Origin of the sequence: Tenacibaculum sp. 190524A05c, from assembly GCF_964036595.1 — a bacterium.
GTDB classification, from domain to species: Bacteria; Bacteroidota; Bacteroidia; order Flavobacteriales; family Flavobacteriaceae; genus Polaribacter; species Polaribacter platacis.
In genome coordinates this window covers 3,763,502-3,786,385 of the sequence record NZ_OZ038523.1, presented here as the reverse complement: position 1 = coordinate 3,786,385, position 22,884 = coordinate 3,763,502, and the positions used below count along the sequence as shown (strand labels likewise).

Genomic DNA, 22,884 nt, shown 5'->3' with positions numbered 1-22,884 from the left:
GCCTCCGTTTTCACACATTTTTACTATTACAAATCTTTCATTTTGCTTAAAAATGAAGTGATTTCGATAGCAACAGCCTATATAAACGATTAACCAACAACCTTCCAAAAATGAATCACTATGTTTACTTATACGGTTTCTTAACCGCTATAATTATTGATATTTGTATTAAATACTTTATCACAGAAGACTACCAAAAACTAGCAAAAAACGCTTCTAAAGCCATCACTATTCTAATGGTGGTATTGTACGCAGCATTTATTTCTTGATAAAAAAACAAAATTGAAAAATCACCTAAATTAAAATGTAAAAAATCCAAAATAAAAAATTAACTCGTCATCTCTTACCACAATGAGTAAAAAAAATAATCAAAGAATATACGCACTTGCAATTGCATTTATATTGTACCCTGTATTATGTCGTTTTATATCAAAAATATTCGATAGTGAACTTGTTTTTAAACTTTTGCTTTGGCCAGGGATTATAATTGGTTTTATATTATTACTTGTTCTTGCCAAAAAAGATAAATCAACTCCAATTAAAAGAAAGTCAGAAATTGATAAGATCGGAACCGAATAATTCATTATCTACATTAGAATCAACTCAAATAAAAAGCTTCAAGTTTCCTTGAAGCTCCTTTATGTTTATAGCGTAACAAACTTATAATAAAACATAAATCTTTTTCTAAAACTGGAATCGATACCCAAAATCTGGGAAGAAACCAATTTGATCTACTTGATTGACTTCATTCGTTAATCGGTTATACCTTCTTACAAAAACATTATCTCTATCCGTAACGTTCTGAATATCTAAGTAAAATTGATGCGATTGCTTTTTGTTTTTACTATTCAATTTAATTCCAAACTTTAAATCCCAACGGAAATAATCATCATATTGCTGACTGAACGCTAAATCTTCCTGTAAAATCTCAAACCCCGCCTGCACTGAAGCATTCAAATCAATTGGCGTATAATATCTACCTCCAGAAAATGAAACCCTCGTATCGAAAAACAACACATCTTTTCCAGATTTACCGATACTAAATTCTCTACCTGTTAATAGATTTACAACATAACCATTATTAAACGGAGTATTTCTTTCAACACCATCACTTCCTTTATATTTACTTTCAAAAAAAGAAGTTGTTAACAATCCGTAATATCCATCGCTAAAAAACTTTTCTAGAGTCAATTCTATTCCTCGATTAAAACCAGTCCCATCATTTACTAAGGAAACTCTATTATCATCAAACTCGAAATCTGCGCCTTCTGTTAATGACGAATAACTTGAAGAAAAAGGCTCAACTGCCGCATTGGAAATATCTTGATAATATACCTCTACTTTACTTCTCCAACTTCTTCCCAACTTAGCATCATAGCCTAATACAAAATGATTGCTTTGAACAAAATCCAAATCTTTATTCGTTTGAACTGATTGTCCGTTTACATTTTCATTTAAAAATAAAATAGCTGACGAAATTGGTTGATAATGCAATCCGTATCCAAAACTTATGCTATGATTTTTAGACAACTTGTAATTCACCCCAGCTCTAGGCTCTACTACAAATTGTTCATTAAGCGTACTATACTGACTATGTAATCCAGCGTTCAACGTTAAATTCTCGGTAAAGCGAAACTGACCTTGAACAAATGGTTGAACAATAGTCATATTCTCATCTACATCACGAATTGTTACTAAATCAGGATCTAAATCGTTATTTAAATCTGGCTGTCCTTCTCTATCCTTTAGCGTTGTATCGATGTTAAAACTCTCAACCAACACACCAGCTCTTAGTGTGTTTTTATTACTCAACTTAGAATTAAATAATGTAGAAAATGACCACCTATCTTCTATGTTGTCAGCTTCCAAATACCTAATTACTCTTTCTTGCGCAGTGTTTTTATTAATATATCGGTCTGAGAAAATATCACTTTTTGTAAACGAATTAGAAATTATAGTTTTTAAATAAGAACTTTCACCAATTGTAATTTGATGCTTCAAACCAAATACTCCTAATCCTGATTTCACAAATAAATCTTCATCTTCTGCTGCAAACAAATCATCTTCATCAATACTATCTCCTAAAAAGTCAATATCTGAATTCCCAAAGATTCCAAACAATGAAAAGTTTCCGAATTTACTTTTACCGAAGTCTATATTATAAGAAATGTCATAATAATTTGGTGTTGCAGAAGAAGCTCCACCAGCTCCTGCTCCAATTAATCCAACTAATGAATATCGTCCGGCAACTAAAAACGAGCCATTATTTTTTCCTAGCGGACCTTCAGCCATAGCTTCAAGACCAGAAAACGCTCCAGCTTGCAGTGTATATTCATATTCATCTTTATTCCCTTTTCTAAAACCAAGGTCAAAAACACCTCCAATTGCATTTCCGTATTCTGCAGGAAAAGCTGAAGTGATAAAATCTGAGTTTTTCAGCATGTTTGTGTTTACAGCAGAAACTGGACCTCCTGTACTTCCAAAAGCAGCAAAGTGATTTGGATTTGGAATAGGAATTCCTTCCAGTCTCCATAATAATCCAACAGGAGAATTTCCTCGAATTACAATATCATTTCGGCTATCATCTGGAGACGAAACTCCTGCTAAATTAGCTGCCAATCTTCCTACATCAGCACGTCCGCCAGAAAAACGAGTAACCTCTTCTAAACTAAACTGCCTTGCTGAAACAGAAGTTAAGGTATTAATTGCTTTGTCCTTTTTGGTAGCAGAACTAATTACGATTTCTTCTAAACTATCAAATGCTTCCTTTAATGAAATATTGATTACAGCATCTTTACCTGAAGTAACTACAACATTTGGAATAGTTACAGATTCATAACCAACAAAACTTACTCTTACAGTTCTTCTACCTAATGGAACATTTTGTAATTTAAAATATCCGTCAATATCAGTAGATACTCCAGTTGGTTGTTCAGCACCTAATAATTCAACCGTTGCTCCTACTAAAGGAATTTCAGATTGTTTATCAATAACACTTCCTTTAATAACCCCGTTATTTTGTCCTTGTACTAGAACTTGAAAACAAAGAAATACGACGAGAAGAAAATTTTTCATACGATTAAGATTTAATGTTTCCTCAAAAATCAAATGAAACTCCTGCAATAGAAAGTCAATTATTCTGAACTGTTAAATATTCTATTGGAATGAAGTATTTTATGACAAACGGTTAACTCATCAGAAAAAACTCGAGTTACAAATCAACCTGAATAAATTACAGTTCAAAGAGTATTATAACAACTTACAGTTAGTATAAATTAAATGTCTTATGAGTTCTGTATCTTTATATAATGAAGTTGAGCTTTCCAAAAATATCGAAACGTTATTTAAAAGTATTCGCCATAAGATGGATGATTGTGAATATTATTTTTTTCTTGGTGAAGCTGACATTAGATCATAAAGTTAAACACGATGGCGCATTTCATCCACAAGCTATATTCTATTATTTCAGTGCTTTTTTTCTTTTGATGACCACTTGGGAATTGAATGATTGGTTGATTCGAAAGTATGCAAAAAATGATGTAAACAATGGACTCAACGTTAAAAGCGGAATGCAAATTCTGGCTATCAATACTATAGTTTGTATTCCTTTAATAGCAATTGTGTACTATGTGGGTATTTTTGAATTTGGAGATCTTTTTAAAATAGAAACTGATAATCCATGGCTTCGATTTAGAATTGATTTTTTCCGAGCCGTTGTTTTAGGCCTTTCCGCAATTCTTTTTAATATGTTCTCTTTTGCACTGAATCAAAAAAGAGAGCTAGAACACAAAATGAATCGATTGGAGAAAGAAGCATTAACCTCAAAATACAAATCTTTAAAGAGTCAAATTAGTCCGCACTTTTTATTTAATAGCTTAAATACTTTAACGTCTTTGATGTATGAAGATCGAGATTTAGCTTCCGATTTTGTTTCAAGATTAGCTTCTTGTTATCGATATATTTTAGATAACAGAGAAGAAGATTTAGTTAGCTTAGAAAAAGAGTTAAACTTTTTAGATTCCTTTATTTTCATGATGAAAGTTCGTCATGAAGGTGCGCTAACTATAAAAAGCGACATCACAATTGAACCTAGAAATTTCAGTATTCCAACATTAACACTTCAAATGTTAGTAGAAAATGCCTTGAAACACAATTATTACTCTAAAGAAAAACCATTATTAATCACTATTAGTTCTAATTCCGAAAATAGTATTCAAATTCAAAATAACATACAGGTTAGAACTTCAGAAGAAGAATCAACTAAACTAGGATTGAAAAATATTAAAAATAGATACGCCTTTTATACCAGAGATGAAGTAATTGTAACATCGGATGAAAGACATTTCACTGTTACTATTCCTTTACTTTCGAAAGAAATAAAGGAAATTTCAATAATTAAAGCTTCCTAAATTATGAATGCTGTTATTATAGAAGATGAAAATATTGCCTCAAGAAGATTGGCAAAGTTAATTCAGGAAATTGCTCCTGAAATTCAAATTATAGACCAGTTGACTTCTGTTGAAAACAGTTTGCAATGGTTTAATTCTAATGATTTACCAGATTTAATATTTCTCGACATTCAATTAAATGACGGTTACGGATTTGATATTCTGGATGTTTTAGAAGATCATCCTCCAGTTATTTTTACCACTGCTTATAACGAATACGCAATCAGAGGGTTTAAATACAACGGTCTTGATTATTTATTGAAACCCATAGATAAAAAGGATTTAGAAAGAGCTCTTGAAAAATACCGTAAGAACCACAGCAAAGAAAATACTACTCAAAGAAATAACGAATATGAGAAAATAAAGAGTTTATTTTCAAAAGAATATAAAAAACGCTTCATGATTAAAGTTGGCAATCAGTTTAACACATTTAACGTAGAAGAAATTGCCTATTTCAAATCTCATGAAGGAACTATTTTTCTGCATACACACAACAACCAAAACTACCCAATAGAATACTCTATAGATCAACTTGAAGAAATTTTAGATCCTATATTCTTCTTCCGAGTAAATCGAAAATTCATGGTTTCTGTAAAAGCTGTTAATGAAATTCATTCTTACTTTAATAGTAGATTATTATTGAAATTAAAACCCAAAGAAGAAGAACAAGTAATTGTTTCTAGAGAACGAACTTCAAACTTTAAAAAATGGTTGGATTTATAATTATTTAACATAAACTTAAAAAAGTTTTCAATGAAAACCGCTCATTATCAAATATTTTAGTACTTTTAAGCGTGTTGAATGTTAAAATAGTACCGATAACTTAAAAATGGGCAAAATAATCTCCGTTTGTAACCAAAAAGGAGGTGTAGGTAAAACTACTACCTGTGTAAACCTGTCCGCTGCTTTAGGAGTTCTTGAAAAAAAAGTTTTAGTTATCGATACAGATCCTTTAGCAAATGCCTCTACATCTTTTGGGTTTTCTTCTAAGAAGTTAAATAATCCGTCATTACAGTTTATGGATTTTACTTCTGTGATTAGGAACAACATTATTAAAACAAATTCTCCGAATGTAGATTTACTGCCTTTTATTGAAGATTTAAACTTATTTAAAAGAACAACAGAAGTTTCAAAGTTTAATTCTGCTTTACAATCTATTCACAAATCTTATGATTATGTGATTATTGATTGTGTGCCATTTTTTAAAGCTAAAAATCTTGATATTTTAACTACATCAAACTCGGTTATAATTCCTGTTCAATGTGATTATTATGCTTTGGAAGGATTGCATAAATTTTTAAAAACAATACGATTCACACAAAAGAAATTAAATAAAGATCTTTATATCGAAGGGTTTCTATTAACCATGTATAATAAGAGATTAAACCTCTCCAATCAGGTTGCTAGTTACATGAAGAATTATTTTAATGATTTAGTGTTTAATACCATAATTAATAGAAGTTCTAAAATCACACAAGCTCCTGGTTACGGACAAAGTGTTTTAGAATTTGACATTAATAGTGACGGAGCAAAATGCTATTTACAACTAGCCGGAGAAATTATTACAAAAGAACCAATACTTTCAGAAGCACCTATAATTCCTGAAGAAAAAGAGAGTATGTTTAATACCAAACAACTCACCAAAACTTCTGACTGTGAATTAGAAAATGATAGTCTTTTTGAAAAAATTCTACAGACAACTACTGTAGTTGGTTTTGAAGATAAACCAAGTAGTTTTCCTAAAAATTTTGATTCACTTATCAACCTGCAAAAGTCTTATGTAAAGAAAATTTTAGGGACATGTTATAAGAATCATTTTGGAAATGTTTGGGTATACAAAATCAATAAGAGTAAATTATTTAAAAAGAAGTTTTTGTATTTATATTTCAAAAACGATTGTGTTTCACATTATACTACAAAGTGGTTTAGTAAGGTGTGATATTTGAAACCTCTCTAAAACCATCACTTCTTTCTGGCTTCTAAAGAAAAGCATTACAAACAAAACATAAAAAAATCTACTTTTGCTCAGGTAACATTTTAGTTTGAGAACTACTATATAATAAAAGTTCTACTCTTTACATGAAATTACAGAATGAAAATTAAGCTGACCTTCTTATTCGTAATATTTTTTAATTCCTGCTATCTTCATGGACAAAGTGAATTCAATTACAACTTAAAAAAAACACCAGACCTTAAGATTCCAGAGAAACGAGCCGATAGTATTCTTTTCAAAACTAATCTAACAGAATCTGAAATTATAAAAAAGGCATTTGATTTTTCAAGAATATTTTATAAACAGAATAACCTCCAACTAGCAATTAAATACGCTAAAATTCAAAACAAATATTCCAAAAAATTCAATCTATTTCCAAAACATTATCATACATCCTATTACCTGATAGGAAAGTATTACATGTGGAATGACCAAATAGATTCTGCTATTTCTTATTACAAAAAAGCTCTAAAACTAGACTATTATCCAAAAAAAATAGCACAATCTCTATGTCAACTTGCACACTGTTATAGAATGAAAGGAGAACTTCATAAATCTCTTAATTATTACAAAAATGGCATAGAACTTTTATTTATACATGGAAAAAATATTAGTATAGTAAACCACATAATTAATTTTTCCCTTACTTGTAACCAGATAAAAACGAAGCAATCTGCTCAACTAGGAATTAAATACATTAGAATATGCGATAGTATTATTAATAATGATATAAATTTAAAAAATGGAGATGATCGTTGTTATCTGTACAATAACTTGGGGAATTTATATCAAATAGAAAATAATTACAACTTTGAGAAAGCTAAAGAGAATTATTTGAAAACACTCAAAATTAGTTCAACGAAAAAAAACAACTACATCTTTAGTCTCGCACAATTAAATTTAGGTGAATTATATTTAAAAAAGAATGTAGATAGCTCACTCTACTATCTAAAGAATAGTCAAAAATATTCTTTGAAATTGAACAATTATGATAAGAATGCATTAATTTCAGAAATATTTAGGAATTTTTCAAGATGTTATAAAGATAAAAGACAATACCATTCTGCTCTTGAGCATATTGATAAGTCTCTAAAAACCAGTTTTAATATTCCATTAGAAAAAAAATTGCTACTAAATAATCATCACTTCGAAAAAGTAATATCTAGAAGAAATGTAGTTCTAGCTTTTAAAGGAAAAGTTGAAATTCTTAATCTAATTTATAATAAAACTAAAGATCCAAAATATTTAAGAGAATCTATTGAAACGGTTAATACTTGTGATGCCTTTATTAATTATACGATTCAAAATAGTACAGAAATTAACACCAAATTCTTGTGGAGAGACGATGTATCAGAAATATATAACTATGGTGTATTAGCAGCTTACAATTTGAATGATCATGAGCTTTTAAATTCTATCATAGAAAAAAACAAAGCTTTTTTATTGACTCAAAGTATTAAGGAAAATAATTCCGAGATTGCATTACCTCACAATGTAAAACAACAGCTAAAAACATATAAAAACTCTATATTTTCTCTTGAGGAAAAATCAACTTCTCAAAAACAAAAAGATTCATTATTTAATATCAAATTAGAATTTGAGCGATTTAAAGATTCAATAACAGTTCTATATCCTGAACACTTTTCAAAAAGGAATAATATTCAACCATTAGCTCTGGAACACATTAAAACCAATTTAGATTCAAAATCTGTTATACTATCTTATCATTTAGACAGAAACAACAATAATTTATTTGGGTTATTTACTTCTAAAACGGGTAATTATTCTTTTAAAAAGGAAATAGATTCAACATTTTACGAAGTAGCTGAAAATTACAAACGACTAATCTCCAAGTCGTTAATTCAAAAATCAGAATTGCAAGAATTCTATACAACCTCAAATTCTTTGTATAACTACCTTTTCCCTACAAAAGAATCTAAACAATTCATTGAAAAGAAAAGTTTTATCGTTATCGCCAATGATATTTTACAGAACATTCCTTTTGAAGCTTTAAATACCAATACTTCTGATGTAAAATATTTAATAGAAGACCATAATGTTAGTTATGCTTACTCAGCATCTTTTTTAGAGTTCAATAATGCTCTTAAAAGAGAAACTTCAAAAAACTTAGCTGCTTACGCTCCTATTACTTTTGCAAATCAAAAATCATTAGAAGCAACACAATCTGAAGTCAACACTATACAAAACCAAATTGATAGTGATCTTTTCACGGCAACTAAAGCAACTAAAAATAATTTCTTAACCAGCAGTGGAGATTATAAAATCTTACATTTGGCAACTCATGCCAGCTCTTCTAATAATCCTGCTATTTATTTTTCTAAAGACACTTTAAAGCTTCATGAATTGTATACACATAAAACAAATGCTGATTTGGTTGTGTTAAGTGCCTGTGAAACGAATTTGGGAGAAATCAAAAAAGGAGAAGGTGTATTTAGTCTATCTCGAGGATTCTTCTATTCTGGTGCTAAATCTGTAATTTCTTCTTTATGGAATGTGAATGATGTTTCTACTTCTAGTATTATGAAAGATTTTTATACTAACCTTGATCATCATCAATCAAAATCTGAAGCATTAAATAATGCTAAACGTAAGTATTTAAAAGAACATTCTCTTTCTGATAAATCGCCTTATTATTGGGCTTCTTTTGTACTTATTGGAGACACCTCTCCTACATATCCATCAACGTCTTATCTTTTCTATTTACTAGGCTTTGTAGCCTTTATTTCAATTATTTTATTTTTTTTCAAAAAAAGAGGGTAACGTTTTACCAATTTATGAACAGTAGTGTAAATAATCGGTACAAAGGTTGCCAATTATTTTAAATTGCTATACGTTCTATAAATTGCTATGAAATGTACGTTAGAACCATGAAAGCGGCAACTTGATTGTCGCTTTTTTTTAAAAAAAGCAAATGAAAAAAGCCCAAGCAGTTCGCTTGGGCTTTTCTATATTTTATAGTACTAGTACTCAGAATTATTTTTGATCGATAACTCTAAATGTAGTTCTTCTGTTTGCTGCATGCTCACGCTCTGTACATGATACACCATCAGCACATCTGTTTGTTAATCTGTTCTCTCCGTATCCATTGGCAGTTAACTTACTTGCGTTAATTCCTTTAGAAATTAAGTAATTCACAACCGCTTGTGCTCTTCTTTCAGATAAAGATTGGTTGCTTGATTTAGAACCTCTAGAATCTGTATGAGATTCAATTGCAACAGCAACTCCATCTTTTAAGATTGGTAATAAACGTGCATCAATAATTCTTTTAGCTCCAGAAGTTAACGTAGCACTTCCTAAATTCCAGTTAATTGGTAATGGAGTATTTTGAACTAATTTACACTCTACTTCTTTCCAAGTTGTTAAACCTCCTTTAGATACTAAAACTTCTTTAGTAACTGTTTTAAATTTAGCCTCAACTGATTTTTCAGTAGAATACGCATCTTTTTCTAAAACTGTTTTCTTAACTGTTCCGTATTTAGGATCAATTTTTACAACTCTAGTAGTTGGAGCATTTACCATTACTGTTTTCTTCATCGTTGCTGTAACCTCAGGAATTTCAATTTCTCTTGTTCCTTGTTCAGCAGGTATTGTCTTTTTTACAATTGTTGTAACTTCAGGAATCTCAATCTCATTCGTTGATGGTGGAGTTACCATTACTCTTTTCTTTACGACTTTAGTAACTGCCGGAACTTCAACCTCTCTTGTTGTTGGAGGAGTAACCATAACAGTTTTCTTTACGATTTTAGTAACCGCAGGAATCTCAATGATTTTTTTACTAGCAGGAACATCCACAACTGTTCTTTTTACAGTTTGAGTAACTGCTGGAATTTCAATTTCTCTTGTAGTAGGTGGAGTTACCATAACTCTCTTTTTTACCACTTTTGTTACTGCAGGAATATCAAAAGTTTTTGTAGAAGGCGGAGTCACCATAACTCTTTTCTTTACCACTTTAGTCACCGCAGGAATATCTATTTCTCTTGTTGTTGGTGGAGTTTTCATTACTCTTTTTACATAAGTAGCTTTTCCACATTGCGTAGAAGAAGTAGCTTCGTTACACTCTGGAGTAGTTACTACAGATGCATCTGCAGATAAAACAGTTTTATCTACGATTTCAAACTGAGCAGGAACTTCTTTATAACACCAGTAACGACAATCGTTAGGATCAGAAGATGTACAATCAGGAGCTTTTTCACTCATTTGCCACTTCGCAGATTTCGCCTTTACTTCAATTACTTCATTATCTCTAGAGAAAGAAGCTGGAATAACTCGCATCTTATTTCCATACTGTCTTTTTTGATAAGAAACTACTTCAGTTCCATAAACAGCTGGTACAACTTCTAATCTTTTTGAAGCTTCTTTCACTGTAACCGTAACATCGCGCATTTCATATTGCGCAGGAACAACCTCAACTCTTTTAGAAGCTTCCTTTACGGTAACAGTTACATCACGCATTTCATATTTTGCAGGAATCACTTCTAATCTTTTAGAAGCTTCTTTAATCGTAACTTCCTCTGTAATTGTTTTCATTTTTGCAGGAACAACAACTAATCGTTGTGACGCTTCCTTAATAACAACAACTTCATCACGAGTTTCATATTTCGCAGGAACAGAAACTAATCGTTTGTAAGCATCTTTTACCGTAACTGTAACATCACGCATTTCATATTTTGCAGGAACAACTGTTAAACGTTTTGAAGCTTCTTTTGTAACTACTGTTTGGTTTTCTACAGAAGGTTTTCCTAAAGTTTTCTCAAGTCTTTTAGAAGCTTCTTTAGTTACAACAGTAAAGTTTTGTGTTTCATATTTTGCAGGAACTAAAACTAATCGTTCTCCTCCTTCATCAACTAAAACTCTTTCAGTAACTGTTTTGTACTTTGCAGGGTAAGAAACAATTCTTTTATAGGCAGGAGCCACTTCTATGGTAACATCCTGATTTTTCCATACTTCGGGTGTTTTACATCTCACATAACACTTCCCTGGCTCTGCATTTGTTGGTAGATCTTGAGCAGAAACCGTAAGCCCGATTGCAATTAATGCACCGGATAACATTAGTTTTTTCATAATGAATAAAAATTTGTGTTTTGATTACTTAGCTTTAACTAATTGTATGACACTAATGGGGGTAAAAAGTCACATACCTAACAAATATAACGAAAAAACTTTTTGTTAAAGAGATGTTAAAAAAATTTATATCGTATTAAAATACAAGCTCTTAACAATACCGTCAGACAGACCAATCTTAGGAACGTAAATTCTTCTTGCACCGCTCCATTTCATTGCTGAAAGGTAAATTTTTGTTGCAGGAACAATCACATCTGCCCTATCTGGGTTTAAACTTAATTCAGAAATTCTTTCCTCATAAGTCATCTTTTTAAGAAACTCTAATTGTGCATTTAAATAGACATAAGAAATTGGTCTTCCTGGATCCAGACCAGACATTTTGAAGATTTTATTGATATTTCCTCCTGAACCAATTAATGATATTCTTTTGTAGTCTTTAGTATTCTTTACAATCCAATTTTGGACTTTAGAAAATATCTTTTTATTCTTTTCCTTTGAATTATTAATCAAACGAACAGTTCCTATTTTAAAAGACTTTGAATTGACTATTTCTCCTCTTGAAAATAAGGTAAACTCTGTACTACCTCCACCCACATCTACATATAAGTAGGTTTCATCTGAGTTTATCAAATACTTTAAATCTGTTGATGAAATAATTGCTGCTTCTTTCGCTCCATTTATGATATCAATCTCGATACCAGATTTTTCATAAATTTTCTTAACTATTTCATCTCCATTAGAGGCTTCTCTCATGGCTGAAGTTGCACATGCCTTATATTTTTCGACTCCATGAACTTTCATAAGTAAACTGAAAGCCTGCATGGCGTCTACCATTCTTTTTATATTATTTTCGGAAATTTCACCTTCAACAAATGCATCTGCTCCCAATCGAATTGGAACCCTAACAAGAGAAGACTTTTTGAATTTAGTTTCCTTTCCTTTCTCCTCAATTACATTTGCTACTAAAAGTCGAACTGCATTTGAACCAATATCAATGGCTCCATATTTTTTTATTTCCAAAAGAAATTAGTTTTTATTTATGGTGTTTAGGGAATTCCACTAAAACGGTTGATCCTTTTTTAATGTTTTTCCAATGTTTTTCTTTAAACTGAATTCCAACAACTCCACAAGTAGGAACATGCGCAATGGGTTGGCTACCAAATTTATTTACGAAAGTATTTATACCATGATCATGACTAAAGATAATTGCACTATCAAAACTATCATCTAAAGCCTTAACTGTTTTCACCAAATAACCATCACTAAAACTATAAAGCTGTTTACTAATTTTTAAATTGGCCATTGGATAACCGAAGTTTTCACAGAAAATAATACCCGTTTGTAAAGCTCTGTTTGCACTACTAGAAATAAAAACATCTGGCCTTTTTATGTTTTTCGCCAAATATTTAGATAATAGGTGTGCATCATTAATACCTCTTTCTTTAAGTGGTCTATCATGATCTTTGACACTAACGTACTTCCAAGAAGACTTAGCATGACGAACTATATAAATGGTTTTCATTCAGTATAAAAAAGATTCTCAAATATAGCATTAAGGAGCTAATCGTTCAAGTTTCCAAGAAAAATCTTTTGATAATGTGTATCGAATTCTATCATGTAAACGATTTGGTCTACCTTGCCAAAACTCGATACTCACAGGCTTTACAATGAATCCACCCCAGTGCGAAGGTCTTGGAATTTCAACTCCTTTAAATTTATTTTCAAATTCATTTAATGAATCTTGTAAAACTTGTTTATTAGCTACTACTTCACTTTGATTCGAAGCCCAAGCTCCTAATTTGCTTCCATCCGGTCTAGACTCAAAATATCCATCAGATAAATTCTCTGCAATTTTCTCAGCCTTTCCTTTAATTATTATTTGACGTTCTAAACCCGCCCAAAAAAATGACAAGCAAACGTTATTGTTTGCTGTAATTGCCTTTCCTTTTTCTGAATTATAGTTGGTGTAAAAAATAAATCCTTCATGAGTATATTTTTTAAGCAACACAACTCGAGTTTTTGGAAACCCATCAAGTCCAATTGACGAAATACTCATTGCATTAGCTTCATCAACCATCTCCGATTCATTGGCTTGTAAAAACCAATCTCTAAATAATTCTAATGGATTTTCCGGACAATTCTGTTCTAATAATTGCCCTTTTTCATATGACTTTCTGTAATCACTTAAATCTTGCGACATTTATTTCATTTTTGTTAGGTAAAAATACGATATAATTACGAGTTCATTTTAAATCTTATACATTTGTTTACATGAAAATGAAGGATTCAAATAATCATCTATCTGTAAGAATACATAATGCGATACAGTACATTGAAGAACATAGTTCTTCAAAATTGTTATTAGAAGATGTTGCTAAGCAAGCCTATCTTTCTCCTTATCATTTTCATAGAATATTTAAAACTATTACTGGCGAAACTTTTGCCAATTTTGTTACTCGTAAACGAATTGAACGAGCTGCTAATTTTCTATTACATAGTAGCGAAAAAAGTATTTCCGAAATTACAGAGTTAACAGGTTTCAATACAATCTCATCATTTTCAAGAGCATTTAAAAAGTTTTATGGAATAAGTCCAACCGATTTTAAAAATAAAAGCACGAGTAGATTTAGCAAGATTAGTAAAACGAAAAGCAAGAATGGAAAAGTCGATACAGAGATTGAACAATACATTTACAACATGAAAAATCTTGTAAATTATATTGACGAAAAAGCTTCAAAAATTGAAGTTATTACTATTGATGATATTTCTGTTGCATACGTTCCGCATATTGGTCCTTTTGATAATGTTGGAATTGCTTTTGAAAAATTACTTAAATGGGCATATCCTAAAGGTTTAATGAACGGACAACCCAAAATAATGTCGATATATCACGATAGTCCGAAAGTAACAGAAGAATCAAAATTAAAAATGAGCGCTTGTATAAGTATTGAAAATACTTCGGTAGATACTTCTGAAATCAATACTCGAACTATTTCCGCAGGGAAATATGTTAGCGCAACTTTTACTTTAGGCATGCATGAATTCAAAAAGACATATGAAGCTATTTTCGTTTGGATTTTTGACAAAGGTTTTAAAGTAGATGACACTCGCGATCCTTTCGATGAATACCACAACAATTTTAATGAGCATCCAGAAAAACTATGTAACCTAACGGTATACATTCCTGTTCAATAAACAATTCATCTTATTTTTTTTACAGTTCGGTATCTCTTTTTTTAAAAAGACACACTTCTGATGGACTTTTGTTGCATAAAACAACAATTAACATGAAACCTATTTTTACTTTATTAGTAGTATTAACAACCTTTTTTTCTTTTGCGCAGACTAGTATATCAGGAAAAGTTCTTGATGCAAAAGGAAATCCAATTGAAGGCGCAAACATATATTTAGAAGGAACCTATGATGGAACTTCTTCTGATAAAAATGGAGACTTCAGTTTTACCACTTCAGAAGAAAATTTACAAACTTTAGTAGTATCGTTCGTTTCTTTTGAGACTTTTATGAAAACTGATAAAGTTGAAAATTTAAGAAACCTTTCTATAAAATTAAAGGAAGACGTAAATACACTTGATGCAGTTGTTATAAATGCTGGAACTTTTGATGCAGGTGAAAAAGCCAGAGCTGTTGCATTAAAACCTTTAGATATTGTTACTACAGCAAGTGCACTAGGAGATGTAGTTGGTGCTTTTCAAACCTTACCAGGAACTTCAGCAAATGATGAAGACGGAAGATTATTTGTTCGTGGTGGAGATGCTGAGGAAACACAGATTTTTATTGATGGGATTCGAGTGTTTAATCCATTTGTTCCAACTGGAAATAATATTCCTACTCGTGGTCGTTTTTCTCCGTTCTTATTTAAAGGAATGTCTTTCTCTACTGGTGGATATTCAGCTGAATACGGACAAGCATTATCAAGTGTATTAGCCTTAAATACCATTGATCAACCAACCCAAGAAAAAACAGACATTCAATTTATGACTGTTGGTTTAGGCGTTGGAAACACTCAAATTTGGGGAAAGAACTCATTCAGCATTAATACTTCTTATATCAATTTAGCTCCATATCAGTATGCATTTCCAGATAGAAATCAATGGAATCAACCTTATGAAGGAGCAAGTGGAGAGATGGTGTACAGATATCAACCGAATGAAGACGGGTTATTAAAACTATATGGAGCATTTAGTTACTCGAATTTTGACCTAATTCAAGAAAACATCAATTTTGAAAATGGTTTCAATTTCGGATTACAAAACACAAACTTATACTTTAATGGTTCCTATAAACAGAGATTAGGAAATGGATGGAAAGTTTCAGGCGGAATCGGTTATACAAATGATACTTCTGATATTAATTTAGATAACGACAATGTTGATAACGCAGAAAATTCTGCTCATTTTAAAGTAAAAGCACAAAAGAGATATTCAAGCAGATTGAAATTCAATTTTGGCGCAGAATATTTCATTACTGATTTTAATGAGGATTTTTTACAAAACGCTACTTCTAACACTTTCAATTATAATTTTGACAATAATATCTTCGGAGTATTTACGGAAGCAGATATTTTCTTTTCTAAGAAACTAGCAACTAAAATTGGAGTTCGATTAGAGAATAATGAATTTTCAAATGAATTTACTTTCTCACCAAGAGCTTCTATTGCATATAAAGCTGGAAAGAACGATCAATTCTCTTTGGCTTATGGACAGTTTTATCAGAATGCCAGAAACGAATATTTAAAGTTTGCTGATAATTTAACTTCTGAAAAAGCCACTCATTATATTGCCAATTATCAATTCATAAAAGATAGACAGCAATTTAGAGTAGAAGGATATTATAAAAAGTATGATAACCTTGTAAAATATGATGGTACTGTTGCTACTCCATTCTCTAATTTCACAAATACTGGAGATGGTTATGCTCAAGGAATTGATGTATTCTGGCGAGATGGAAAAAATATTAAAAATTTAGACTATTGGGTTTCTTACTCATACTTAGATACTGAGCGTGATTTTAAAAACTATCCAACAAAAGCTACCCCAAATTTTGCATCAACACATAATCTTTCTGTAGTTGGAAAATACTGGGTTGATTCATGGAAAACTCAGGTTGGACTTTCATATAGATTCGCTACAGGAAGAACTTATACGAATCCAAATATCAACGGATTTTTAAATGAACAAACAAAAAATTACAATTCGGTAAGCTTAAACGTTGCTTACTTAATTAGTCAACAAAAAATATTGTATTTCTCGGTAAACAATGTTTTAGGTACTGAAAACGTTTTTGGATATGATTATAAAAATCAACCTAATGCTAATGGAGTTTTTGAGCGTCAAGCCTTACGTCCAAATGCCGATCAGTTCTTTTTCGTAGGATTCTTCTGGTCTATTAGTGATGATAATAAAAGTAATCAGTTAGATAATTTATAAAATCTTAAGAAAAAAACCAGAAAACAAAACACTTTGTAAACCTGAATGTTACACTAGAAAACAAACCTTCAACTGGGATTACAACAATTCAGTGATAAAAAATAACAATTCGGTAAGAATTTTGAGGTTATCAAGAGAAAACAATAGATATTTGGACAAATAAAAAAAGTAAAAACATGCAACGAATTATTATAACAGTAAGCTTATTTCTTTTCAGTTTTATTCAACAAATCACAGCACAAGAAAATCATTCTATTACAATTGAATTCACAGGAATGAAATCTGACAAAGGTGATTTATATGTAGCCTTGTACAACTCAAAAGACGATTTCTTAAAGAAGTCGATTAAAGGAGATATCGTACAAGTAAAAGACAAAAAAGCTACTGTAGTTTTTAAAAATATACCTGAAGGAGAATATGCGGTTTCTGCATTCCATGATGCAAACGACAATAAAAAAATGGATACAAAGATTTTTGGAATTCCTAAAGAACCTATCGGAATTTCAAATGATGCTAAAGGTTTCTTTGGTCCTCCAAAATATAAAGACGCAAAGTTTACTGTAAACGCTGATGTTTCACTAAGCATAACAATAAAATAAACAACTAAAAAACACAAAGTCATGAAAAAAATAATCTTACTTTTTGTAGTATTTATTACTACCAATATCGCTGCACAAACTAAATATGAAAAAGGAATGGAAAAAGCATTCCAGTTATGGGGACAACAAAAAACAACTGAAGCTTGTCAATTATTTGAAAGAATTACAAAAGCTGAACCTGAAGAATGGTTACCTCCTTACTATGTAGCAACTTTAGAAATTTTAGGAAGCTTTGGAATTAAGGATGAAGCTAAATTAAACAACAAGCTAAAGAAAGCTCAAGAGTATTTAGATATTGCTAAAAGCTTATCTCCTAACAATCCTGAAATCATTATCAATCAAGCATTGTTAAATACAGCATACATAGCTTTTGATGGACAAAAATACGGTATGACTTTATCTGGAAAGAATTCAATGTTATACGCAGAAGCGCTAAAAATTGCTCCGAATAACCCAAGAGTAGTCTTAGGAAAAGCTGAATGGGATATGGGAGCTGCAAGATTTTTCAATCAACCTGTAGATCAATACTGTAAAGATGTAGAGAAATCTATAGAATTATTTGATAAAGAAGAATTGCCTAAATTTTATCCGAAATACGGAAAAGATAGAGCTCAACAAGTTTTAAAACAATGTAAAAAGAGTTAAAAAAAAGCCCGCTGTTCAGCGGGCTTTTTTTTACTTGATATATAATGTATCTAATTTCATTTCTTTTTGAAGCCATTTATGCAATTCCAATTGCTTTTTTGCAATGTACTTCTCCTTCAATTTACTATTCCAAATAACACTTGCTTCTGGAATCGTATCAACTTTAATAAAATCCTTTGTAGATAACACTTTTGAAAAACGAATTTCTTTAATATCTCCAAATCTAATCTTAGCCTCTTTAGCTATTGAACTGAACGGAATATTGTTTTTATCCGTTTTTTCAATGGTTACATTTAAGTTAGAAATTTCAGATTTCAAATCTTCTATTTCCTTTTGTAAACCATTAATAATATTATCTTTTTGATCTAAATTACTGTAAGCTCTTTCTAAAGATTTAGAAATATCATCTGCACTTCTAGACTCGTTTGAATTAATTTTTAAATCAAAGTTTTTGATCTTATCGTAATTTTTTAATTCGTTCTTAAGATCCGTGATTGTAGCTTGAGGAACTTTTCCATTAAAATATAATGTAATTTCATTTTCATCCTCTTTCACTTTATGCCTTTGAAACCACAAATCATCATTAGTTTCAATTTCGTTTTTAATAAAACCTCTTAAATCTCGATCAAAATTACTTTTCTTTAAAACATTTAAAAAAGTCCAAACAGCTGGAATCATTGCTACCAAACCAAAAAATGTAGCCAATTGGGCAATTCTTCTTCTCTTTTTAGAATTTACATAACGAATCATTGTAAATCCTAATACTTTCAATACTAAAAAGGTAGACAGCGCAATAAATGTAGTGTTAATTACAAATAAATACATTGCTCCTAAGAAAAACTTCATGTTTCCAACGGCCAATCCATATCCTGCAGTACATAAAGGTGGCATTAAAGCTGTAGCAATTGCTACACCGAATATTACAGATGCAATAGTTCCTTTTTTTGTTCTTGCAACAATTAAAGCTAAACCTCCAAATATCGCCACAAGTACATCTAATATATTAGGTTGAGTTCTTGCCTCTAATTCAGGAGTTAATTCTGTTAACGGTGATAATAAAAAGTATAAATAAGCCGTAGCAACACTAAGAATCACCATCACCAATAAGTTTACAAACGAACTCTTTAACGTATCAATATCATTAATAGCTAAAGACATTCCTATACCTAATATTGGTCCCATTAAAGGTGATATTAACATGGCTCCGATTACAACCGCTGTAGAACTCACATTTAATCCAATCGATGCAATAAATACTGCAAATATTAAAATCCATGCAGTTGCTCCTTTGAAGGGAATATCATTCTTTATTGCCTCAATAGTTGCTTCTTGATCTGTATCATGTCTAAAATCAAGTAATTCGTTCATGAATGTCTTTACACTCTCCCATAAACCCTTTGCATCCTGCTTTACTGCTTCTTTAGACTTATCTATTTCTTCCTTCTTAATTTCTTCCATATAATTGTTCTCTTTTGCCGCGAAATATACGAAAAGTAAGACAAAAACGTTCGTCTATAGATAATGACCGTTAATCTAAACACCGCTTCGAATTACATAATTATCAAAGAACAAGGGGATATTTTTTATAATTTTCGACCGGTATTAATTTAGAACGATAAATTTATGGTGAAGAAATTAAACATTTTGTTTATTGATGATGATGAAGTAGAAAGAATGAAATTCGCTAGAGTTTGTAATAACAGTAACTTTAATCCTACTGTTATAGAAGCTGTAAACGGAGAAGATGCGCTTTCTAAATTAGAGAACCCTACATCAGACTTAATCTTTTTAGACTTAAACATGCCAAAAATGAATGGTATTGAGTTTTTAAAAATTTTAAAAGCTGATAATAGATTAAGATATATCCCAACAGTAATTCTATCTAGTTCTGATAATCATAGCGATTTGAAAACATGTTATGAACTCGGTATTGCTGGTTATATTATAAAACCTCTTCGTTTTGAAGATTACACAAAAAATATTACTACGATGCTAGATTATTGGACAAACAACGAATTATTGAATTAAAACCCTGAAAAACAATAGATAATTTCATTCCCCTGAAATATTAAATACTTTCCCTTACTATCCGTGCATTTATTTTAAAGAAAACATTGAAATAGATTAACATTAAACTTTTGTGGTTTTATGTCTATTCTTTTAAATTAGATTTATATTTTTATACTGTGATTACTAACAACATAGAAGCATTAGAAAAGGCGTTAGAACGAGAGAAAAACGCAAGAATTGAAGCAGAAAAGAACCTTGAAGAAAGGTCATTAGAGCTTCAAGAAGCTAATCAGAACCTTATTAAAGTAATTAACGAAAAAGATATTCAGCTAGAAAGTTTATTCAAAACCATTGTTGATCCATATATCCTTATGGATTTATATGGAAATGTAGTTAAGATGAATGACGCAGCAGCTGATTTTTTTGGATATACTTCCGAAGAAATATTTAATGTTACCTCAACTCTTTATCCAGATGATGTAGATTACGCTATGCAGGCCTACTATGAATTATTGGAAAAAGGGATATTCAAGAATTTTAAAGCCAGAGTTTACAACGGTAAAAAAGAAGTTAGATGGATTGAGATCAATTCTAGCATTGTATATGATGAAACTGGAGAAGCAACTTTTGCTCAAGGAGTAGTTAGAGACATTACAGAAAGATTAAACGACCAAAAAGAAAGAGAACAACTACTTAAAAACTTAAGAAAGAGCAATCAAGAATTGAATGACTTTGCTCACGTTGTTTCTCATGATTTAAAAGCTCCATTGCGTAGCATGAATGCATTGGTTAGTTGGCTTCAAGAAGATTGCTTAGAACTTACGGAAGACGAAAATATAAAAGAGAATTTCCAACTTTTACTAAAGAAGATTGATAAGATGGATCATCTTATTAATGGAATTCTTAAATATGCCAGTATTGATAAAATTGAACACCCTAAAAAAGAGATCGATCTTAATGAAGTGGTGGAAATCATTCTCGATACAATTCACGTTCCTGAACACGTTAAGGTAAACATCCCAAAAAAGCTACCGATAGCTAAAGGAGATAAATTTAGGCTTCATCAATTATTCCAAAACTTAATTAGTAACGCCGTTAAGTATGCAAAAGCGGAAAATGGTGAAGTAACTATTAGTTACGATACTATTGATGAAAACTTCTGGGAATTTCAAATTAGCGACAACGGAAAAGGAATACCTGAAAAGTACCACAAAAAAGTATTTGGAATTTTCGAAACTTTAGATGATCATCATAACTCTACAGGAATTGGATTATCTATAGTAAAAAAGATTGTTGATTTATTCGATGGAACAATCTGGGTGAGTTCAATTGAAGGTGAAGGCGCAACATTCCATTTTACATTACCTATTCCAAACTAGAATTACCTTATTTTAAGTTTTACTCAACAAAAGAAATAGCTCTAAAGTTTTTTTTGGCTGAAAACATTTTTGATTTTTTAAAAGATATTCGGGAATGATGAAGTAGAAACAGTATTAAACGAAAAAACGCCCAACTCACATCATCTGCCTGCCAAACGTCTTTTATCTATCCCCTAATTAAAAATTGTGTTTCATTGAAAAGTGGGGAGAGCAGGATTCGAACCTGCGAAGTCGAAAGACAACGGAGTTACAGTCCGTCCCATTTGGCCGCTCTGGAATCTCCCCAATGTTTTCAAAGAAAAAGCCTCTCAAGCGAGAAGCTTTATGTGTGACCGGGCTGGGGCTCGAACCCAGGACCCTCTCCTTAAAAGGGAGATGCTCTACCAACTGAGCTACCCGGTCTTGTTTTGCGAGTGCAAATATAGAAACTTTATACATTCCCGCCAAACAAAAAATGAATAATTTTTAAATAATTTTTTCTTTAAAAAATAGTAACTTAAAAATCAATTATTTAAGAATTACTCATTCAAATAAGCTTGACGAACTTTTTTGAATAAATTCGAAGAATATACAAAATCAACGACTGCTTTATTATCGGTTTTGAATATCTCTTTACTACTTCCCTCCCATGCTTTAATTCCATTTTTCAAGAAAACAATCTTATCTCCTATCTCCATAACAGAATTCATATCATGTGTATTTATAACTGTTGTGATATTATACTCCTCTGTAATCTCTTTAATTAAATTATCAATTAAAATAGATGTACTAGGATCTAAACCAGAATTTGGTTCATCACAAAACAAATATTTCGGATTCATTACAATTGCTCTAGCAATAGCAACCCTTTTCTGCATTCCTCCCGAAAGTTCAGAAGGTAATTTTTTATTTGAATTTTCAAGATTTACTCTTTGTAAAACAAAATTTGCTCTCTCTAGCATTTCTTCTTTTGTTTGCTGAGTAAACATCTTTAAAGGAAAGGTAACATTCTCTTCTACATTTAAAGAATCAAATAACGCACTTCCTTGAAATACCATTCCTAACTCTTGACGAAAGTCTCTTTTCTCCTCAATAGTCATTTCAGTATTTACTTTACCATTATAAGTTATCGTTCCTTCTTCTGGCGTATGTAAACCCAACAGACTTTTTAGAAATACTGTTTTCCCTGCTCCACTCTGACCAATAATCAAACTTGTTTTTCCTTCTTCAAATGAAGTAGAAATCCCTTTTAAAACATTTGTATCACCAAAGCTTTTATGTATATCGTTTACTTCTATCATA

At 31.0% G+C, this 22,884-nt stretch carries 17 protein-coding genes and 2 tRNA genes; 10 read left to right on the top strand and 9 right to left on the bottom strand.

All coding sequences use genetic code 11. The features are described 5' to 3' along the window. Positions 1-684: 684 nt before the first annotated feature. Complete coding sequence (locus ABNT61_RS16980; protein ID WP_348744082.1) at positions 685-3,075, bottom strand: TonB-dependent receptor; 2,391 nt, start codon at positions 3,073-3,075, stop codon at positions 685-687. Between the two features lie 233 nt (positions 3,076-3,308). Here ABNT61_RS16980 and ABNT61_RS16975 point away from each other — a divergent pair, with 233 nt between their 5' ends. The 4 genes from ABNT61_RS16975 to ABNT61_RS16960 all read left to right on the top strand — a co-directional run bounded on the left by ABNT61_RS16975 (position 3,309) and on the right by ABNT61_RS16960 (position 9,222). Continuing rightward, positions 3,309-4,409, top strand: coding sequence for a sensor histidine kinase (locus ABNT61_RS16975; protein WP_348744081.1), 1,101 nt, complete (start codon positions 3,309-3,311; stop codon positions 4,407-4,409). Positions 4,410-4,412: 3 nt separating this feature from the next. Next, positions 4,413-5,171, top strand: coding sequence for a LytTR family DNA-binding domain-containing protein (locus tag ABNT61_RS16970; RefSeq protein ID WP_348744080.1), 759 nt, complete (start codon positions 4,413-4,415; stop codon positions 5,169-5,171). A 106-nt stretch (positions 5,172-5,277) separates the two neighbouring features. Beyond that, on the top strand, positions 5,278-6,387 hold the full coding sequence (locus ABNT61_RS16965; RefSeq protein WP_348744079.1) for a ParA family protein: 1,110 nt from the start codon (positions 5,278-5,280) through the stop codon (positions 6,385-6,387). A 153-nt stretch (positions 6,388-6,540) separates the two neighbouring features. Then, positions 6,541-9,222, top strand: a complete 2,682-nt coding sequence (locus tag ABNT61_RS16960; RefSeq protein WP_348744078.1) for a CHAT domain-containing tetratricopeptide repeat protein — start codon at positions 6,541-6,543, stop codon at positions 9,220-9,222. Positions 9,223-9,435: 213 nt separating this feature from the next. Here the strand turns inward: ABNT61_RS16960 and ABNT61_RS16955 are convergent, their stop codons facing one another. From ABNT61_RS16955 to pdxH, 4 genes are all read right to left on the bottom strand, one after another. After that, positions 9,436-11,523, bottom strand: a complete 2,088-nt coding sequence (locus ABNT61_RS16955) for an OmpA family protein (RefSeq protein WP_348744077.1) — start codon at positions 11,521-11,523, stop codon at positions 9,436-9,438. Positions 11,524-11,649: 126 nt separating this feature from the next. Continuing rightward, positions 11,650-12,543, bottom strand: a complete 894-nt coding sequence (locus ABNT61_RS16950) for an exopolyphosphatase (protein ID WP_348744076.1) — start codon at positions 12,541-12,543, stop codon at positions 11,650-11,652. Between the two features lie 13 nt (positions 12,544-12,556). Next, a complete protein-coding gene (locus tag ABNT61_RS16945) occupies positions 12,557-13,045 on the bottom strand; it encodes a histidine phosphatase family protein (protein ID WP_348722394.1) in 489 nt (162 codons plus the stop codon). Positions 13,046-13,075: 30 nt separating this feature from the next. Next, positions 13,076-13,723, bottom strand: coding sequence for a pyridoxamine 5'-phosphate oxidase (gene pdxH, locus ABNT61_RS16940; protein ID WP_348744075.1), 648 nt, complete (start codon positions 13,721-13,723; stop codon positions 13,076-13,078). A 71-nt stretch (positions 13,724-13,794) separates the two neighbouring features. Between pdxH and ABNT61_RS16935 the strand changes: the two genes are divergently transcribed. The 4 genes from ABNT61_RS16935 to ABNT61_RS16920 all read left to right on the top strand — a co-directional run bounded on the left by ABNT61_RS16935 (position 13,795) and on the right by ABNT61_RS16920 (position 18,214). Beyond that, entirely contained in the window at positions 13,795-14,718 is a 924-nt protein-coding gene (locus tag ABNT61_RS16935; RefSeq protein ID WP_348744074.1) for an AraC family transcriptional regulator, read from the top strand. Between the two features lie 92 nt (positions 14,719-14,810). Further along, positions 14,811-16,970: a TonB-dependent receptor gene (locus ABNT61_RS16930; RefSeq protein ID WP_348744073.1), complete on the top strand. Its 2,160-nt coding sequence runs from the start codon at positions 14,811-14,813 to the stop codon at positions 16,968-16,970. Between the two features lie 176 nt (positions 16,971-17,146). Further along, positions 17,147-17,569, top strand: a complete 423-nt coding sequence (locus tag ABNT61_RS16925) for a DUF2141 domain-containing protein (RefSeq protein ID WP_348709559.1) — start codon at positions 17,147-17,149, stop codon at positions 17,567-17,569. A 21-nt stretch (positions 17,570-17,590) separates the two neighbouring features. After that, the gene (locus ABNT61_RS16920; RefSeq protein WP_348709560.1) at positions 17,591-18,214 is read left to right on the top strand and encodes a hypothetical protein; all 624 of its coding nucleotides are present in this window, start codon (positions 17,591-17,593) and stop codon (positions 18,212-18,214) included. A gap of 30 nt (positions 18,215-18,244) precedes the next feature. On the opposite strand, the gene ABNT61_RS16915 is transcribed toward ABNT61_RS16920, so the two are convergent. Then, positions 18,245-19,672, bottom strand: a complete 1,428-nt coding sequence (locus ABNT61_RS16915; protein WP_348744072.1) for a DUF389 domain-containing protein — start codon at positions 19,670-19,672, stop codon at positions 18,245-18,247. Positions 19,673-19,837: 165 nt separating this feature from the next. On the opposite strand from ABNT61_RS16915, the gene ABNT61_RS16910 reads away from it, so the two are divergent. Next, positions 19,838-20,242 carry a response regulator gene (locus ABNT61_RS16910; protein ID WP_348709562.1) on the top strand — a complete coding sequence of 135 codons (405 nt, stop codon included), beginning with the start codon at positions 19,838-19,840 and terminating at the stop codon, positions 20,240-20,242. 158 nt (positions 20,243-20,400) lie between these two features. After that, on the top strand, positions 20,401-21,603 hold the full coding sequence (locus tag ABNT61_RS16905; protein WP_348744071.1) for a sensor histidine kinase: 1,203 nt from the start codon (positions 20,401-20,403) through the stop codon (positions 21,601-21,603). Between the two features lie 202 nt (positions 21,604-21,805). Here ABNT61_RS16905 and ABNT61_RS16900 read toward each other — a convergent pair. From ABNT61_RS16900 to ABNT61_RS16890, 3 genes are all read right to left on the bottom strand, one after another. Beyond that, positions 21,806-21,888: transfer RNA gene (locus ABNT61_RS16900), tRNA-Tyr, on the bottom strand. Between the two features lie 44 nt (positions 21,889-21,932). Next, positions 21,933-22,005 (bottom strand) — tRNA-Lys (locus ABNT61_RS16895). A 116-nt stretch (positions 22,006-22,121) separates the two neighbouring features. Further along, positions 22,122-22,883, bottom strand: coding sequence for an ABC transporter ATP-binding protein (locus ABNT61_RS16890; protein WP_348744070.1), 762 nt, complete (start codon positions 22,881-22,883; stop codon positions 22,122-22,124). Position 22,884: the final 1 nt, after the last annotated feature.

Excerpts from the sequence above, each read along its gene's own strand:
- ABNT61_RS16980 (WP_348744082.1), bottom strand. The coding sequence starts at position 3,075 with ATGAAAAATTTTCTTCTCGTCGTATTTCTTTGTTTTCAAGTTCTAGTA.
- ABNT61_RS16975 (WP_348744081.1), top strand. The coding sequence starts at position 3,309 with ATGAAGTTGAGCTTTCCAAAAATATCGAAACGTTATTTAAAAGTATTC.
- ABNT61_RS16970 (WP_348744080.1), top strand. The coding sequence starts at position 4,413 with ATGAATGCTGTTATTATAGAAGATGAAAATATTGCCTCAAGAAGATTG.
- ABNT61_RS16965 (WP_348744079.1), top strand. The coding sequence starts at position 5,278 with ATGGGCAAAATAATCTCCGTTTGTAACCAAAAAGGAGGTGTAGGTAAA.
- ABNT61_RS16960 (WP_348744078.1), top strand. The coding sequence starts at position 6,541 with ATGAAAATTAAGCTGACCTTCTTATTCGTAATATTTTTTAATTCCTGC.
- ABNT61_RS16955 (WP_348744077.1), bottom strand. The coding sequence starts at position 11,523 with ATGAAAAAACTAATGTTATCCGGTGCATTAATTGCAATCGGGCTTACG.
- ABNT61_RS16945 (WP_348722394.1), bottom strand. The coding sequence starts at position 13,045 with ATGAAAACCATTTATATAGTTCGTCATGCTAAGTCTTCTTGGAAGTAC.
- pdxH (WP_348744075.1), bottom strand. The coding sequence starts at position 13,723 with ATGTCGCAAGATTTAAGTGATTACAGAAAGTCATATGAAAAAGGGCAA.
- ABNT61_RS16935 (WP_348744074.1), top strand. The coding sequence starts at position 13,795 with ATGAAAATGAAGGATTCAAATAATCATCTATCTGTAAGAATACATAAT.
- ABNT61_RS16930 (WP_348744073.1), top strand. The coding sequence starts at position 14,811 with ATGAAACCTATTTTTACTTTATTAGTAGTATTAACAACCTTTTTTTCT.
- ABNT61_RS16925 (WP_348709559.1), top strand. The coding sequence starts at position 17,147 with ATGCAACGAATTATTATAACAGTAAGCTTATTTCTTTTCAGTTTTATT.
- ABNT61_RS16920 (WP_348709560.1), top strand. The coding sequence starts at position 17,591 with ATGAAAAAAATAATCTTACTTTTTGTAGTATTTATTACTACCAATATC.
- ABNT61_RS16915 (WP_348744072.1), bottom strand. The coding sequence starts at position 19,672 with ATGGAAGAAATTAAGAAGGAAGAAATAGATAAGTCTAAAGAAGCAGTA.
- ABNT61_RS16910 (WP_348709562.1), top strand. The coding sequence starts at position 19,838 with ATGGTGAAGAAATTAAACATTTTGTTTATTGATGATGATGAAGTAGAA.
- ABNT61_RS16890 (WP_348744070.1), bottom strand. The coding sequence starts at position 22,883 with ATGATAGAAGTAAACGATATACATAAAAGCTTTGGTGATACAAATGTT.